Source organism: Rhodococcoides navarretei (assembly GCF_038069675.1).
Classification (GTDB): Bacteria; Actinomycetota; Actinomycetes; order Mycobacteriales; family Mycobacteriaceae; genus Rhodococcoides; species Rhodococcoides navarretei.
The window spans coordinates 1,938,283-1,953,243 of sequence record NZ_JBBPCN010000001.1; the positions used below are offsets into that span (position 1 = coordinate 1,938,283).

At 65.4% G+C, this 14,961-nt stretch carries 14 protein-coding genes; 7 read left to right on the plus strand and 7 right to left on the minus strand.

Features of this window, described 5'->3' with window-relative positions; all coding sequences use genetic code 11:
* Positions 1-7: 7 nt before the first annotated feature.
* From tig to clpX, 5 genes are all read left to right on the plus strand, one after another.
* A complete protein-coding gene (tig, locus tag AABD04_RS09350; RefSeq protein ID WP_341440992.1) occupies positions 8-1,387 on the plus strand; it encodes a trigger factor in 1,380 nt (459 codons plus the stop codon).
* An 83-nt stretch (positions 1,388-1,470) separates the two neighbouring features.
* Positions 1,471-2,121, plus strand: a complete 651-nt coding sequence (locus AABD04_RS09355; protein ID WP_341440993.1) for an ATP-dependent Clp protease proteolytic subunit — start codon at positions 1,471-1,473, stop codon at positions 2,119-2,121.
* 46 nt (positions 2,122-2,167) lie between these two features.
* Entirely contained in the window at positions 2,168-2,809 is a 642-nt protein-coding gene (locus AABD04_RS09360) for an ATP-dependent Clp protease proteolytic subunit (protein ID WP_008715342.1), read from the plus strand.
* Between the two features lie 62 nt (positions 2,810-2,871).
* Positions 2,872-3,018 carry a hypothetical protein gene (locus tag AABD04_RS09365; RefSeq protein WP_243594075.1) on the plus strand — a complete coding sequence of 49 codons (147 nt, stop codon included), beginning with the start codon at positions 2,872-2,874 and terminating at the stop codon, positions 3,016-3,018.
* Between the two features lie 86 nt (positions 3,019-3,104).
* A complete protein-coding gene (gene clpX / locus AABD04_RS09370) occupies positions 3,105-4,385 on the plus strand; it encodes an ATP-dependent Clp protease ATP-binding subunit ClpX (RefSeq protein WP_027497577.1) in 1,281 nt (426 codons plus the stop codon).
* An 81-nt stretch (positions 4,386-4,466) separates the two neighbouring features.
* On the opposite strand, the gene AABD04_RS09375 is transcribed toward clpX, so the two are convergent.
* The 3 genes from AABD04_RS09375 to AABD04_RS09385 all read right to left on the minus strand — a co-directional run bounded on the left by AABD04_RS09375 (position 4,467) and on the right by AABD04_RS09385 (position 7,502).
* Positions 4,467-5,279 (minus strand): N-acyl homoserine lactonase family protein, encoded by an 813-nt coding sequence (locus tag AABD04_RS09375; RefSeq protein ID WP_341440994.1) that lies wholly within the window; start codon positions 5,277-5,279, stop codon positions 4,467-4,469.
* Between the two features lie 8 nt (positions 5,280-5,287).
* Positions 5,288-6,646, minus strand: a complete 1,359-nt coding sequence (locus AABD04_RS09380; RefSeq protein WP_341440995.1) for an MFS transporter — start codon at positions 6,644-6,646, stop codon at positions 5,288-5,290.
* Positions 6,647-6,824: 178 nt separating this feature from the next.
* Positions 6,825-7,502: a TetR/AcrR family transcriptional regulator gene (locus tag AABD04_RS09385; RefSeq protein ID WP_341440996.1), complete on the minus strand. Its 678-nt coding sequence runs from the start codon at positions 7,500-7,502 to the stop codon at positions 6,825-6,827.
* A 110-nt stretch (positions 7,503-7,612) separates the two neighbouring features.
* Here AABD04_RS09385 and AABD04_RS09390 point away from each other — a divergent pair, with 110 nt between their 5' ends.
* Both AABD04_RS09390 and AABD04_RS09395 read left to right on the plus strand, forming a co-directional pair.
* Positions 7,613-8,500 (plus strand): shikimate dehydrogenase, encoded by an 888-nt coding sequence (locus AABD04_RS09390; RefSeq protein WP_341440997.1) that lies wholly within the window; start codon positions 7,613-7,615, stop codon positions 8,498-8,500.
* Entirely contained in the window at positions 8,497-10,386 is a 1,890-nt protein-coding gene (locus tag AABD04_RS09395; RefSeq protein WP_341440998.1) for a sugar phosphate isomerase/epimerase and 4-hydroxyphenylpyruvate domain-containing protein, read from the plus strand. Before AABD04_RS09390 ends, AABD04_RS09395 begins: the two co-directional genes overlap by 4 nt.
* A 7-nt stretch (positions 10,387-10,393) precedes the next feature.
* On the opposite strand, the gene AABD04_RS09400 is transcribed toward AABD04_RS09395, so the two are convergent.
* Genes AABD04_RS09400 through pcaB form a run of 4 tightly spaced genes read right to left on the minus strand, consistent with a single transcriptional unit; the run spans position 10,394 to position 14,943 of the window.
* Complete coding sequence (locus AABD04_RS09400) at positions 10,394-11,605, minus strand: acetyl-CoA C-acetyltransferase (protein WP_341440999.1); 1,212 nt, start codon at positions 11,603-11,605, stop codon at positions 10,394-10,396.
* A complete protein-coding gene (locus tag AABD04_RS09405; protein WP_341441000.1) occupies positions 11,598-12,419 on the minus strand; it encodes an IclR family transcriptional regulator in 822 nt (273 codons plus the stop codon). Before AABD04_RS09405 ends, AABD04_RS09400 begins: the two co-directional genes overlap by 8 nt.
* Positions 12,416-13,597: a bifunctional 3-oxoadipate enol-lactonase/4-carboxymuconolactone decarboxylase PcaDC gene (pcaDC, locus tag AABD04_RS09410; protein WP_341441001.1), complete on the minus strand. Its 1,182-nt coding sequence runs from the start codon at positions 13,595-13,597 to the stop codon at positions 12,416-12,418. Before pcaDC ends, AABD04_RS09405 begins: the two co-directional genes overlap by 4 nt.
* The gene (gene pcaB, locus AABD04_RS09415) at positions 13,594-14,943 is read right to left on the minus strand and encodes a 3-carboxy-cis,cis-muconate cycloisomerase (RefSeq protein ID WP_341441002.1); all 1,350 of its coding nucleotides are present in this window, start codon (positions 14,941-14,943) and stop codon (positions 13,594-13,596) included. Before pcaB ends, pcaDC begins: the two co-directional genes overlap by 4 nt.
* Between the last annotated feature and the right edge of the window lie 18 nt (positions 14,944-14,961).

Sequence of the window (14,961 nt, forward strand, 5' to 3'; positions counted from 1 at the left end):
ATGTCCCGTGAAGAGCACCGTCGAGCAGCTGAGCCCGACGCGAGTCCGTATCAACGTTGAGGTGCCCTTCGAGGAGCTCAAGCCTGATTTCGACCGCGCGTACAAGGCTTTGGCTCAGCAGATCCGCCTCCCCGGATTCCGTCCCGGCAAGGCTCCGGCCAAGCTGCTCGAGGCACGTGTCGGCCGTGGTGCCGTACTCGAGCAGGTCGTCAACGACGCTCTTCCCTCCCGCTACTCCGAGGCCGTGACCAACGAGAAGGTCAAGGTCATCGGTCAGCCCGAGATCGAGATCACCAAGATCGAGGACGGCACCGAGCTCACGTTCACCGCCGAGGTCGACGTCCGCCCCGAGATCGAGCTGCCCGACTACTCGACCATCAGCGTCGTCGTCGATCCCCTCGAGATCAAAGACGAGGCCGTCGACGAGCAGCTGCAGTCGCTGCGCCAGCGTTTCGGCACCCTGACCGGTGTCGACCGTCCGGTCCAGTCGGGAGACTTCGTCTCGATCGATCTCTCGGCCACTGTCGACGGCGAAAACGTGGACGAGGCGACCGCGAGCGGACTGTCCCACGAGGTCGGCTCCGGCCAGCTCATCGAGGGACTCGACGACGCGATCATCGGCGTCTCGGCAGACGAGTCGAAGGAATTCACCTCGACCCTGGTCGCCGGCGAGTACGCAGGCAAGGAAGCCGTCGTCACGGTCAAGGTCGTCTCCGTCAAGGAGCGCGAGCTGCCCGAGGCCGACGACGAGTTCGCCCAGCTGGCCAGCGAGTTCGACACGTTCGACGAGTTGCTCGCCGATCTGAGGACGCGCGTCGAGCGGGTCGCGAAGGTCGAGCAGGCCGGTCAGATCCGCGACAAGGTGCTCGAGACGCTGCTCGAGACCCTCGAGATTCCGGCTCCCGAGGCCGTCGTCAAGGCCGAGGTCGATTCCCAGGTGCACGAGGCCATCCACGGCCTCGACCACAACGAGGAGGCACTCGCCGAGCTGCTCGAGTCGCAGGGTTCGAGCCGCGAGGAGTTCGACAAGGACGTCAAGGAAGGTGCCGAGAAGTCGGTGCGTACCCAGCTCCTTCTCGATGCCATCGCCGAGGCCGAGAACACGCAGGTCGGGCAGGAAGAGCTCACCGAGCGGATCATCTTCCAGGCGCAGCGCTACGGCATGCCGCCCGAGCAGTTCATTCAGCAGGTCCAGCAGGCCAACCAGCTCGGTGCCGTGTTCGCCGATGTCAAGCGCGGTAAGGCGTTGGCCTCCGTCGTCGAGCGCGTCACCGTGACCGACACCACCGGCGCGAGCGTCGACACCGCCGAGCTGTTCGGCAGCCCGGCAGATGCTCCCGACGAGGTCGAAGCAGCAGATTCTTCCGAGGGCGAACAAGAGAAGTAACGCTCACAGCGAACGACGGCGGTTCCGGGACTCCGGAGCCGCCGTCTTTCGTTAGTGTCTGTGTCAGGAACCAACGATTTGTTATGGAAAAGGCAGGTACCGTGACTGTTCAGAATCCGGCGGCTTCGCACGAGCAGAGTCCCGTCATGACTTCGGCCGCAGCAGGGCTGAATCTCAGCGACTCCGTGTACGAGCGTCTGCTTCAAAACCGCATCATTTTCCTCGGTACCCAGGTCGACGACGACATCGCCAACAAGTTGTGCGCTCAGATCCTGCTGCTCTCGGCCGAGGACCCCACCCGCGACATCGCGCTGTACATCAACTCGCCCGGTGGCTCGGTCACCGCAGGTATGGCCATTTTCGACACCATGGAATTCGCCGAGTGCGACATCGCGACCTACGGCATGGGTCTGGCTGCCTCGATGGGCCAGTTCCTGCTCTCCGCCGGTGCCAAGGGCAAGCGTTACGCCCTGCCGCACGCGCGGATCATGATGCACCAGCCCTCGGCCGGTATCGGTGGCAGCGCCTCCGACATCGCCATCATGGCCGAGCAGTTCGCACACACCAAGCGCGAGATGGCGGAACTCATCGCCCAGCACACGGGTCAGACCGTCGAGCAGATCACCGAGGACTCCGACCGTGACCGGTGGTTCACGGCGCAGGCAGCCAAGGAATACGGGTTCGTGGATCACGTCGTCAGCCGCGCGCGGCAGACCGGCGGCGTCGGCGACTAACTCGCTCGGCACCCCGACCCTCGATCATTCACAACTTGGAGAAACGATGACAAACCTGTTCGATCCCAACCAGTTGCCGTCCTCGCGGTACATCCTTCCTTCCTTCGTCGAGCACTCCAGCTACGGCGTCAAGGAATCCAACCCGTACAACAAGCTGTTCGAGGAGCGCATCATCTTCCTCGGCGTTCAGGTCGACGACGCGTCGGCCAACGACGTCATGGCTCAGCTGCTGGTGCTCGAGGGTCTCGATCCCGACCGGGACATCACGATGTACATCAACTCACCCGGTGGCTCGTTCACCTCGTTGATGGCGATCTACGACACGATGCAGTACGTCCGCGCCGATGTTGCGACCGTCTGCCTCGGCCAGGCCGCGTCGGCCGCGGCCGTGCTGCTCGCCGCCGGTACTCCCGGCAAGCGTGCGGCACTGCCCAACGCGCGTGTGCTGATTCACCAGCCGTCCAGCGGTGGCATCCAGGGCCAGGTCTCGGACCTCGAGATCCAGGCCGCCGAGATCGAGCGTATGCGTCGACTCATGGAGACCACCCTCGGCCGCCACACCGGCAAGGATCCCGACGTCATCCGCAAGGACACCGATCGCGACAAGATCCTCACCGCGGAACAGGCCAAGGACTACGGCATCATCGACACCGTGTTCGAGTACCGCAAGCTCTCTGCCCAGAAGTAGCAGAGCGAGTACCACCGGTCGGACCAAACGGTCCGGCAGAAGATCGAACGCCGGGTGCGAGTGTGAAACTCCGCCCGGCGGTCGTGATCGACGACCCGAATGCTGCATTCGGTGAAATCGGGTGGCGAATCACCGGAAACAACCCGCCCATGTTCGGCGAACACGGGTACCGTCGCATCCAAGAACTCGGTCGACCGAAGTCGGCATGACGACAGACCGAGAAGTAGCCCACGAAGGTTTCGGCCACATCCGGTCGGCGTGGGTCGTACGCGGACAAGGAAGTAGGAACCTCCGAATGGCACGCATCGGTGACGGTGGCGATCTGCTGAAGTGCTCCTTCTGCGGTAAGAGCCAGAAGCAGGTCAAGAAGCTCATCGCGGGACCAGGGGTGTACATCTGCGACGAGTGCATCGACCTGTGCAACGAGATCATCGAAGAGGAATTGGCCGAATCGAGCGAAGTCAAGCTCGACGACCTGCCCAAGCCCTCCGAGATCAAGGACTTTCTCGAGAACTACGTGATCGGTCAGGACGCTGCCAAGCGCACGTTGGCCGTTGCGGTCTACAACCACTACAAGCGCATTCAGGCCGGTGACAAGGCGCGCGACGTGCGAGGCGAATCCGTCGAACTGGCTAAGTCGAACATTCTGATGCTCGGGCCGACGGGATGCGGAAAGACGTATCTCGCGCAGACCCTGGCCAAGATGCTCAACGTGCCCTTCGCTATCGCCGACGCCACCGCCCTCACCGAGGCCGGCTACGTGGGCGAGGACGTCGAGAACATTCTGCTCAAGCTCATCCAGGCCGCGGACTACGACGTCAAGCGTGCCGAGACCGGCATCATCTACATCGACGAGGTCGACAAGATCGCCCGCAAGAGCGAGAACCCGTCGATCACGCGTGACGTGTCGGGCGAGGGCGTGCAGCAGGCGCTGCTCAAGATCCTGGAAGGAACTCAGGCCAGCGTGCCGCCGCAGGGTGGTCGCAAGCATCCGCATCAGGAGTTCATCCAGATCGACACCACCAACGTGCTCTTCATCGTTGCCGGTGCGTTCGCCGGACTCGAGAAGATCGTGTCCGATCGGGTCGGCAAGCGCGGGCTCGGTTTCGGAGCCGAGGTTCGGTCCAAGGCCGAGATCGACACGCAGGATCACTTCGCCGAGGTGATGCCGGAGGATCTGATCAAGTTCGGTCTGATCCCCGAGTTCATCGGCCGACTGCCGATGATCGCGTCGGTGACGAACCTGGACAAGGAATCGCTCGTGACGATTCTGTCCGAGCCGAAGAATGCGCTCGTCAAGCAATACCGTCGCCTGTTCGACATGGACGGCGTCGAGCTCGAATTCACCTCCGAGGCACTCGAAGCGATCGCCGATCAGGCGATTCTGCGTGGCACCGGTGCTCGTGGACTGCGCGCCATCATGGAAGAAGTTCTGCTTCCGGTGATGTACGACATCCCGAGCCGCGACGACGTCGAGAAGGTCGTCGTGACGGCAGAGACCGTCAACGACAACGTGCTGCCGACCATCGTGCCGCGCAAGCCGGAGCGTCCGGAGCGTCGCGACAAGTCCGCCTGATCCACCGGCGATCTCCGCTCTGCACACAGACGAATCCCCGACCTCATCGCGAGGTCGGGGATTCGTCTGTGTGCGCTGTCCTCAGCCGATGATCACGGCGTGCGCGCCGAGGGCATCGGTCACAGCAGGGAACCGCTGACGAACCAACGGGTCGTGACCGGGTACGACAGTTCCGGAGCCGGCGGCGAGTTCTCGGATGCGGTCGAAGGCACCGTACATGTCGGGCAGTGCGTGCAGGATCGCGAACGGGCTGTCGTCCTCGATGTTCTCGTAGAAATGACTGGCGTCGGAGGCCACCACCACCGGGCCGCGGCGGGTGTTCACTCTGACCACCTGCATGCCTGCGGTATGTCCGCCGACAGCGTGGACGGACAGCCCGGGGAACAGTTCCAGATCACCGTCGACGATGTCGAGTCGACCGCCGCGATCTGCAAAGCTGATGTGATCGGTGTCCGCTCGTGAATGCAGCCACTGCTCGCTGGTGATGCGAGCGGCCCACGGCCCGTTCCAGTACTCGAGCTCTCGGCGTTGCACCACGTATCGCGCCGCCGGAAGGTCCGCGACGACCCCGGTGTGGTCGTAGTGCAGGTGGGTCAGGATGCAGGTGTCGATCTCGCCCGGAGTCGGTCCCAGCTCGCCGAGCAGCTGGAGCGGTGACCCGAAGTAGTCGAGTCCGTCCATCGATTCCGCTGTCGCCGGCGAGATTCCCGCGTCGATCAGCACGGTGCGGGTCTGCGAGACTGCGAGCCACACGTAGTAGGCAACCTCCTGGCTCTCTGCACTGCGCTCGTCGCGTTGGTGAAAGAGGTTGCCGCGCACTGCTGTTCGGCGGGCATACTGCAGGGCGAGCACCGTCCAGGTGCCCGCCGCTGCAGGTCGAAGTGTGTCGATCACGATCTCGGTCAGACCGACGCGACGCGCGCGCTGTCGGTGGTGCGCGTCGGAAGACCGAGCTCGTCGGTGGGCGTGCGGAAGGTCTCCTTCGAGGTCGCGACGATGACGACGTTGATGGTGCAGAAGACCGCGGTGACGATCGCGACGGGGAGCCACGCACCGACCTCGGCTCCGGCGATCGCGCCTGCGATGGTGGGGGCGAATCCGGCGATGGCGAAACCGATCTGGGTTCCCAAGGCGGTGCCGGTCAGGCGAACCCTGGCCGGGAACATCTCACCGTAGAACGAGGGCCAGACGCCGCCGGTGGCGCTGTGTACGAACCCGAACATCACGATGCCGAAGACGAAGATGAGGACGTAGTTGCCGCTCGAGATGGACCAGAGGTAGCCGAACATCAGGATTGCGCACCCGATCGAGCCGAACAGGAACACGGGCTTGCGTCCGATGCGATCCGACAATGCACCGAAGAAGGGCAGTGCGAAGAGGGCGACGACGTTGGCGAGAACGCCGACCCACAGCATGGGGGTGCGTTCGAGACCGACGGTGTTCACGGCGTACGACAGCGCGTAGACGGTGAAGATCGTGCTGACCGAGGCGATGACGGCGGCGAGCATGACGCGGAGGACGGCCGAGCGATGGTTGCCGAGCAATTCGGCGACGGGCATGCGCTGGGGTTCGGTGGAGGCCACTTCCTCTTCGAAGACCGGGGTCTCGTCGAGCGAACGGCGGATGACGAAGGCAGCGACGACGACGAAAGCGCTCAGGAAGAACGGGATTCGCCAGCCCCAGCTGAGCAGTGCTTCCTCGGGCAGCATGGCGACCGGCAGGAACACCGCGGTGGCGAGAATCTGTCCGCCCTGGGTGCCGCTGAGGGTGAAACTGGTGAAGAACGCGCGCCTGTCGTCCGGGGCGTGTTCGAGCGTCATCGAGTTCGCGCCTGCCTGCTCGCCGCCCGCGGAGAATCCCTGGCACAACCGAAGCAGCACCAGGATGATGGGCGCGGCGATGCCGATGGATTCGTACGACGGCAGCACGCCGACGCCCAGGGTGGCGATACCCATCAGCAGGACGGTGGCGACCATGACCTTCTTGCGTCCGTGGCGATCGCCGATGTGGCCGAGGACCAGTGCGCCGAGCGGCCGTGCGAGATACCCGACGCCGAAAGTGGCCAGGGCCAACAGAGTTCCGGTCGCGGGGTTGGAGCCCGGGAAGAACACTCGGCCGAACACCAGGGCGGCGGCGGTGCCGTAGATGAAGAAGTCGTAGTACTCGAGGGCGCTTCCGACCCATGCTGCGGTGGCGGCTTTACGCGGGTTCGCCCCGGGGCGAAGTGGCGTGGGGTGGATACCAGGGGTGTGCGAGTCCATCGTTCTCGTGTCTCTCTTCGTGAGGCGGGGGAGCGTAGGCGCTGGTCGACGATGCGTACTCGGCAATCGGACCGCTAATGTACTAAATGGTTAACACCGGGTGCCTCTGAATACTGAACGTGACCCATGCCACGTGTCAACCCCTGAAGTGACGAAACTGGCCGAAGAGGGGCAGATGTCAGCGAGAAGGCGAGGTCAGGTACGCGATGATCATGTCGCCGAGCATCGAGCGCAACCGCTCTCGATGCTCGGGGTCGGTGAGGTCGCGGCCGAAGAGGGCTTCGAAGGTGTAGCGATTCGACAGCCGGAACACGCAGAAGCTGCTGATCGTCATGTGCACGTCGAGGGCGTCGACGTCGGTGCGGAACACCCCGTCGGCCTGGCCGCGCTCGAGGATGTTCGACAGCAGTTCCGCGGCGGGATTGCCGAGGTTGCTCAGTGCCTCGGACGTGGAGATGTGTTCCCCACGCAGGATGTTCTCGGTGGAGACCAGGCGGATGAAGTCGGGATTCTCCTCGTGGTGGTCGAACGTCAGTGATGCGATCGCGCGAATGGCTTCGACAGGGCCGAGGCCCTCGACGTCCACGTCTCGTTCACGTTCGCGAATGCGCAGGTACGACCGTTCGAGTACGGCCTTGTACAGGCCTTCCTTGTCGGTGAAGTAGTAGTACAGCATTCGTTTGGTTGTATGCGTCCGCTCGGCGATCTCGTCGATGCGTGCTCCCGCGAAGCCCTTGTCCGCGAACTCCTCGGTGGCCACCTCGAGGATGTTGTGCCGGGTCAGGTCGCTGTTGCGTCGACGCTTGACGGTGGGTCCGCTGCTGTCGTCGGACGTGTCGGTTGCGCGCGGGGACATGGATCGACTCTATCGGTGCCGATTGCGCCGAAAGGGTTGGGCGCGGGGCGTACGCGTAGTACCGTCGAGCTAATTCACTAATTCGTACATTAAGGCTCGAGGAGATCGACATGCCGGAATCCCTGCTCTGCGGACTGATCGGGACGGGTATCGGCAAGTCGCTCACACCCGCGATGCACGAGGCGGAGGGTGCCGAGCACGGGTTGAACTACCAGTACCGGATCATCGATCTGAACAGTCGTGGACTGACCGCTCTGGACCTGCCCCGTCTGGTCTCGAGCGCAGCGGACCTCGGATTTCGCGGGCTCAACATCACGCACCCGTGCAAGCAACGTGTCATCGCTACGCTCGATGCGCTCTCCGAGGACGCCGCCCGACTGGGGGCCGTCAACACCGTGGTGTTCGCCGACGGCCGAGCTGTCGGGCACAACACCGACTGGTCCGGATTCGATCGCAACTTCGGTCGCGGCCTGCCCGATGCCGACCTCGCCGATGTGGTGCAACTCGGTGCCGGGGGAGCGGGGGCAGCCGTTGCCTACGCCATCGCGCGCCGCGGTGCAGGCAAGCTCACTCTCGTGGACGCCGATCCGCTTCGGGCGCAACAACTCCGTGAATCCCTGTCGGTGATGTTCCCGGACGTCGAGATCCTCTCGGCAGGCCTCGACCGGCTCGCCGCTGTTCTCGAGTCCGCAACCGGCCTGGTACACGCCACTCCGATCGGAATGGTCGAGCACCCGGGATCTGCTGTGCCGGAGTCACTTCTGCATCCGAGGATGTGGGTTGCCGAGGTGGTCTATCGACCGGCCGAGACCGAATTGCTCGCCGCCGCATCCCGCGCGGGGTGCCGAACACTCAGTGGAACCGGAATGGCAGTGTTCCAGGCCGCCGACGCCTTCGAGATCTTCACCGGACGCACCGCCGACGCCGATCGAATGATCGCGCACATGAGCTCGTTGATCGCGCAGGAGGATCGCGTCACCGCAGGTGCACTCGCATGAGCATCATTGCCACGTCGGTGGCCACCGTCTCTCTCAGTGGGTCTCTCGACGAGAAGATGCGCGCCATCGCAGACGCCGGGTTCGACGGTTTCGAGGTGTTCGAGCCGGACTTGATCAGCTCACCGGATCTTCCCGAGGACATCGCGAAGAAGGCAGCGGATCTCGGTTTGACCCTCGACCTCTATCAGCCCTTCCGCGATGCCGACTCGGCGGACCCGGAACAGTTCGCCCGCAATCTCGTTCGCGCCGAACGCAAATTCGACGTGATGGAACAGTTGGGGTGCGATCTGCTCTTGGTTTGCTCCTCGCCACTGGCCGGTGCCGTGCGTGAGGACGACCTGCTGGTCGAACAGATGGCGACGCTCGCCGAGCACGCGCATCGGCGCGGTATGCGATTGGCGTATGAGGCGTTGGCCTGGGGCTCCCACGTGAACACCTACCGCCACGCCTGGGACATCGTCCGACAGGTCGATCATCCAGCCCTCGGCACGTGCCTGGACAGCTTCCACATCCTCTCCCGCGGAGACGATTCCGCAGGCATTCGCGAGATCCCGGGCGAGAAGATCTTCTTCCTGCAGTTGGCGGATGCCCCACATCTGGTCATGGACGTGCTGCAGTGGAGCAGGCACCACCGATGCTTCCCCGGGCAGGGCAGCTTCGATTTGGCCCGCTTCGGAGCCGACGTCGTGGCCTCCGGGTACTCCGGCCCGTGGTCGCTCGAGATCTTCAACGACGTCTTCCGACACTCCGACACCGGCCGCACGGCATCCGATGCACATCGGTCGCTGCTGTACCTGCAGGAACAAGTTCGCGGCGTCGAGACGGCCTCTGTCGGTACCGATCTGTTCTCGCCGCCCACGCCCGGTCCGATCGAGAACGTCGTCTCGCTCCGGATCGCTGCGGGACCGGCGAGGGCGGCGCAGCTGGGCACAACACTGCGGCACCTGGGCTTCGATCTGACCGCGGCGCACAGCGAGCACGGACTCAGCTTGTTCACCCAGGGTCCGCTGGCCGTTGCCGTCGACACCACGGTGGACACGCTGTGGACCGCGCCCGGCGTCCCGGCACACCTACCCGCGCTGGCCCAGATCGGGATTCGGAGCGAGCGCCCGGATCTGTGGCTGACCAGGGCACGCGCGCTGGGAGTCACCGCGTCCACCGTCTCCATGCCCGGTGTCGCCGACGCGACCGACGCAGTGGTGCGCCTCGCCGTGACCGGCGCGACGTCGCTGGACCTACGCACCCGCGACAGCGCAGGTGCCTGGCAATCGGCATTCGATCTGGTGCCCCGAACGCCGGAACAGAACCGGCCATGCGTCTCCCACGTGGATCACATCGCACTCGCCGTGCCTGCCGAGAGCTGGGATTCGGTGATGCTGCTGCTGCGATCGGTGTTCGGCATGGTGCCACACGAGGGCCAGGATGTCGTCGACGCCATCGGCCTGGTTCGTAGCCGAGCCCTCACCCTCGCCACCGCCAACGGCACGATTCGACTCTCGCTCAACATGGTGCCCGGCCGCCCGTCCGATTCGGACCCACTGCCCGCCGCCCGGCGCGGAGGCGTCGGACATGTGGCGTTCGGGTGCGAAGACATCTACGCCGCTGCGAGAGCAACGACCGAACGCGGCCTCACCCCGCTGCGGATCTCGCCCAACTACTATCACGATCTCGACGCGCGATTCGGACTCGGCTCCGAGACCCTGGACGCGATGCAGCGTCTGGGGATCCTGTACGACGCGGACGCGACCGGCGGTGAGTTCTTCCACTTCTTCACCGAAACCGTGGGCGACGACCTGTTCTTCGAGGTGGTCCAGCGAGTGGGTGGCTACGAGGGTTATGGAGAGACCAATTCGGCTGTGCGACTGGCGGCGCAGCTGCAGTACTGACGTCTGATCAGCCGATTCGTTCGAACACCGCAGCAAGTCCCTGTCCGCCGCCGATGCACATCGTCTCGAGTCCGTAGCGGACCTCTCGGCGGTCCATTTCGCGCAACAGCGTTGCGAGAATGCGGGCTCCGGTGGCTCCGACCGGGTGGCCGAGCGAGATGCCGGAGCCGTGTGGGTTGAGGCGCGGATCCTCGGGGTCGATGCCCCAGGATCGGGTCACGGCGAGAGCCTGTGCGGCGAACGCTTCGTTGAGTTCGATGACGCCCATGTCGTCGAGACTCAGGCCCAGCCGTCCGAGCGCCTTCTCGCTCGCGGGGACCGGCCCGATCCCCATCGTGCGTGGGGCAACGCCTGCCACGCCCCAGCCGGCCAATCGCGCCAGAGGCCGAAGGCCGAGCGCGGCAGCCTTGTCCGGGGTGGTGACGATCGCGATCGCGGCACCGTCGTTCTGTCCGCTGGCGTTTCCTGCAGTGACGGTCGACTCGGGGTCGAGTGACGCACGGATGGCTTTCAGCTTCGCCAATGACTCCACGGTGGTGTCCGCCCGCGGATGCTCGTCGGTGGTGACGAGCAGCGGGTCCGATTTACGTTGGGGGACCGACACTCCCACGATCTCCTCGGCGAACACACCGCTGTTCTGCGCGGCGACTGCCCGCTGGTGGGACTGGACGGCGAGTGCGTCCTGATCGGAGCGGCTGATGGAAAATTCCGCGCGCAGGTTCTCTGCGGTTTCGATCATGCCGCCGGGCACCGGAAAGTTCTTGCCGCCCGCGGTCACTCGCGCCCGGGCGAGTCGGTCGGACAGCGCCACGGCCTCGGCCTTGACGCCCCAGCGCATGCCGGTGGCGTAGAACTCGGTCTGGCTCATGCTCTCGACTCCGCCGGCGAGAACCAGATCGTTGCCTCCGGACTGGACCTGCATGCACGCCTGCAGTACCGCTTGCAGACCGGAGCCGCAGCGACGATCGACCTGCATACCGGGGACGTCGATACCCAGATCCGCATCGAGCGCCGCAATGCGCCCGATGGCCGGTGCATCGCCGTTCGGGGACGCCTGACCGAGGATCACATCGTCGATGTCGGCACCGGAAATGCCTGTCCGAGCAACGAGTTCGGCAATCACCGTGGCGGCAAGAGCCTGGGCGGAAATATCTCGGAACTGGCCGCCGAAGCGTCCGACCGGGGTCCGAAGTGGTTCGCAGATCACGGCATCAGGCATGGGTGGTTCCTCGCTTGTCGTTGGGTCCGGTGCTGACCCGGAGCAGGTCGATCTCGATGGCGCGGGTGGCGTCGAGCAGCGCCGGCAGCAGTTCGGTGCGCACCGCATCGGCGGAGTGCCGAGCGGCCTGGGTCGAGACGTTCGCTGCCGCGACCACTGCTCCGTGTCCGTCGTGGATGGGAGCCGCTATGGAGCGCAACCCCTCTTCGAGTTCCTGATCCACCAGGCAGAAGCCGTCGGAGCGGACCCGGTCGAGTTCGCGGCCGAGCGCATCGGGTGTGGTGATCGTCTTCCCCGTCAGGGGAGTCAAGCGCACGCGGTCGAGGTAGGCCGCGAGTTCGTCGGCAGGCAGTCCGGCCAGCAGCACGCGGCCCATCGATGTGGCGAACGCGGGGAACCGAGTGCCGATGTTGATGCCGACGGTCATGATGCGGCTGACCGGAACTCGGGCGACATACACCACGTCGTCACCGTCGAGAATCGAAACCGAGGACGACTCGCGCACCCGTTCGGCGAGAGCCTCCAGATGGGGCCCCGAGACTTCCGGGAGCGACAGACTCGACAGATAGCTGTAGCCCAGCTCGAGCACCCGCGGAGTGAGCCAGAACATCGAGCCGTCGGTACGGACGTAGCCGAGTTCGACAAGGGTGAGCAGAAACCGCCGGGCGGTGGCTCGGGTGAGTTCGGTCGCTCGGGCGACATCGGAGAGTGTTCGACGCGGATGCTCGGCGTCGAAGGCCCGGATCACCGCAAGACCACGGCCGAGGGACTGGACGTAGTCCGAGGACGGCGGTGGCGATTCCGCAGAGTTCACGAGGTACCCGATTCGGTCTCGGCCGATGTTTCGGCGATGGCCGCGTTCGCGAGACCGAATGCGCTGTTGCTGTTCGGAACTCCCGCGTACACCGCGGTGTGCAGGAACACCTCGGCCAGGATGTCCGGGTCGGTGCCCGCTCGCAGCGCTGCTCGGATGTGCATGTCGAGTTCGTGCTGATTGCCCACGGCCGTCAGGATCGCCAGCGTCAGCAATCTGCGGGTGTGGTGATCGAGTCCCGGCCGATTCCAGATATCGCCCCATGCGGTGCGGGTGATGAAATCCTGGAACGGTGCGGTGAAGTCGGTGCGTGCGGCGATGCTGCGGTCGACGTGCGCATCGCCGAGGACGCTGCGCCGCACCGCCATACCGGCAGCGTGGGCCGCTGCGCGTCCGACGGCATACGCATCCGATCCGATGTGTGCGGCGATCGCCGCGGTGACGGGCCCGGCTTGCTCGACGTTGGCCAGGTGCGCGGCCGGGTCCAGAACTCGGAACGTCGATCCGGAGACGCCGTCGGCGATGATCCTCAGGTCCTCGGGGGTGGTCGAGGGATCCTGCCGGCCGGCGATCACCAGGGTCGGAGCGGTGATTCGGTGTAGGTCCGAGCGAGAATCCCAGTCGGACAACGCCTCACAGCATGCTGCGTAGCCCTCGTCCGAGGTATCGACGATCATCCGGCGATGCCGATCGACGAGATCGGCGTCGCGTGCCGACAGTTCGGGGGTGAACCATCGCTGGAGTACGGCGTCGGCCAGCGACGCGGTTCCCGCCGATCGGACCGCTGCGGCCCGGTCGAGCCAGTGCGCCGGCTCACCGAACTTGGCCGAGGTGCACAGCAATGTCAGAGTCCGCACTCGCTCCGGGCGATGGATGGCGATCCACTGCGAGACTGCGCCGCCGAGTGAGAGACCAACGAGGTGAACACGCCGAAGGTCGAGGGAATCGAGCAGTGCCAGAACATCTTCGGCCAGCTCCGCGACGGAGTACGGGCCCGATGGCACCGGTGATGCCCCGTGCCCACGAAGATCGACGGCGACCACATGGGCGGAACCGGAGAGTGGTCCGATCTGCGGGTTCCACATCGATCGATCGGAGCCGAGCGAACCGATCAGCACGACGGTCTCCGCGTCGGCGCGGGGTCCTTCGGTGCGTTCGTGGGCAAGTGCGACGGTCATCGTGAATCCTTCGATTCTGTGGTGTGTTCAATGTCGAGGGTGTGCTCGGCGAGGATCGCGTCGACCAGCTCGGGTGCGTGGCCGAGATACGCGGCCGGGTCGAGTAGTTCACGCACCGTCGACGGTGGGAGGAATGCCGTGATGGCAGGGTCGCTGTCAAGCGGGGCTCCCGCCGCGCATCGTGCAGCGACGATCTCGCGGGCCTGCTCGGTGTGCGCGGCCAATGCCGCGGTGACACGTTCGGCGAGCAGAGCTCCGCCCGTCACGTCGAGATTGCGGGCCATCTCGTCGGGATGAACATGCAACCCGCTCAGGCTCTGCGAGAGTCGATGGGCGGCACCACCGGTGAGGCGCAACAGATCGGTGATCGTCTCCCACTCGGCATGCCACGCTCCCGCGGCGCGCTGATGTTCGTGATCCATGTTCGACAGCACCGTGGCCACAGCACCGGGGACCCGCCGGGCGGCAGCGCGAGCCGTGACGGCGGCAACGGGATTGCGTTTGTGCGGCATCGCCGATGATCCACCCGGCGCGTCCTCCGAGACCTCGCCCAGTTCGGTGGCGGACATCGACACGATGTCCTGGGCGATCTTGCCGATCGTTCCTGCCGCGATGCCCAAGGAGCACGCGATATCGGCGATCGCGGTGCGGTCGGTGTGCCAGGGCGCGTCCTGTCGAACCAAGCGCAGTTCGTCGGCGAGTGCCGCGGCGATGGCCGGTCCGTGTGGATACACGGCGGCGAGAGTGCCTGCCGCTCCGCCGTACTGGACGGTGCATGCGCGTCGAATGTCGGCGACTCTTGTCCGCGCGCGGCGCAACCCCGAGAACCAGTTCGCAGCCACCAGGCCGAAGGTGGTGGGCAATGCCTGCTGGCCGAGAGTGCGGGCCGCCATCGGGGTGGTCCGGTGGGTCATGGCGAGACCTCGCGCGGCCTCGCCGGCAGCGTCGAGCGAGCCCTCGATCACACCGAGCGCATCGCGGGTGACGAGCATCAGCGCAGTGTCCATGATGTCCTGGCTGGTGGCCCCGGGATGCACTGCCGCGGCAGGAACCTCGGCCTCGGCCACTTCGTTCCGAAGGATCTTCACCAGTGGGATCACCGGATTGCCCCCGGCCGCCGCGTCCACTCCGAGCCTTGCGATGTCCAGGTGCGCTCCGAGTTCGGTCGCAGCAGCGGCAACGACCTCGGCGTGACCGGCCTCCACGAGACCGACCGAAGCCGCGGCCCGGGAGAGCGCCGCCTCGACGGCGAACATCGCTGTCACCCAGGCTCGGTCGCCCACGAGCGGCGCAATCTCGTCGCTACCGAACGTCGGATCGAACAGTGCCCCTCGTTCGGATTCCATCGTCCCCTCTCGCCAGTC

What these genes read in the sequence shown, in the direction of transcription:
- AABD04_RS09390 (WP_341440997.1), top strand. Translation starts at nt 7,613, where the DNA reads ATGCCGGAATCCCTGCTCTGCGGACTGATCGGGACGGGTATCGGCAAG.
- AABD04_RS09400 (WP_341440999.1), bottom strand. Translation starts at nt 11,605, where the DNA reads ATGCCTGATGCCGTGATCTGCGAACCACTTCGGACCCCGGTCGGACGC.
- AABD04_RS09360 (WP_008715342.1), top strand. Translation starts at nt 2,168, where the DNA reads ATGACAAACCTGTTCGATCCCAACCAGTTGCCGTCCTCGCGGTACATC.
- AABD04_RS09385 (WP_341440996.1), bottom strand. Translation starts at nt 7,502, where the DNA reads ATGTCCCCGCGCGCAACCGACACGTCCGACGACAGCAGCGGACCCACC.
- AABD04_RS09395 (WP_341440998.1), top strand. Translation starts at nt 8,497, where the DNA reads ATGAGCATCATTGCCACGTCGGTGGCCACCGTCTCTCTCAGTGGGTCT.
- pcaDC (WP_341441001.1), bottom strand. Translation starts at nt 13,597, where the DNA reads ATGACCGTCGCACTTGCCCACGAACGCACCGAAGGACCCCGCGCCGAC.
- clpX (WP_027497577.1), top strand. Translation starts at nt 3,105, where the DNA reads ATGGCACGCATCGGTGACGGTGGCGATCTGCTGAAGTGCTCCTTCTGC.
- pcaB (WP_341441002.1), bottom strand. Translation starts at nt 14,943, where the DNA reads ATGGAATCCGAACGAGGGGCACTGTTCGATCCGACGTTCGGTAGCGAC.
- AABD04_RS09380 (WP_341440995.1), bottom strand. Translation starts at nt 6,646, where the DNA reads ATGGACTCGCACACCCCTGGTATCCACCCCACGCCACTTCGCCCCGGG.
- AABD04_RS09355 (WP_341440993.1), top strand. Translation starts at nt 1,471, where the DNA reads ATGGAAAAGGCAGGTACCGTGACTGTTCAGAATCCGGCGGCTTCGCAC.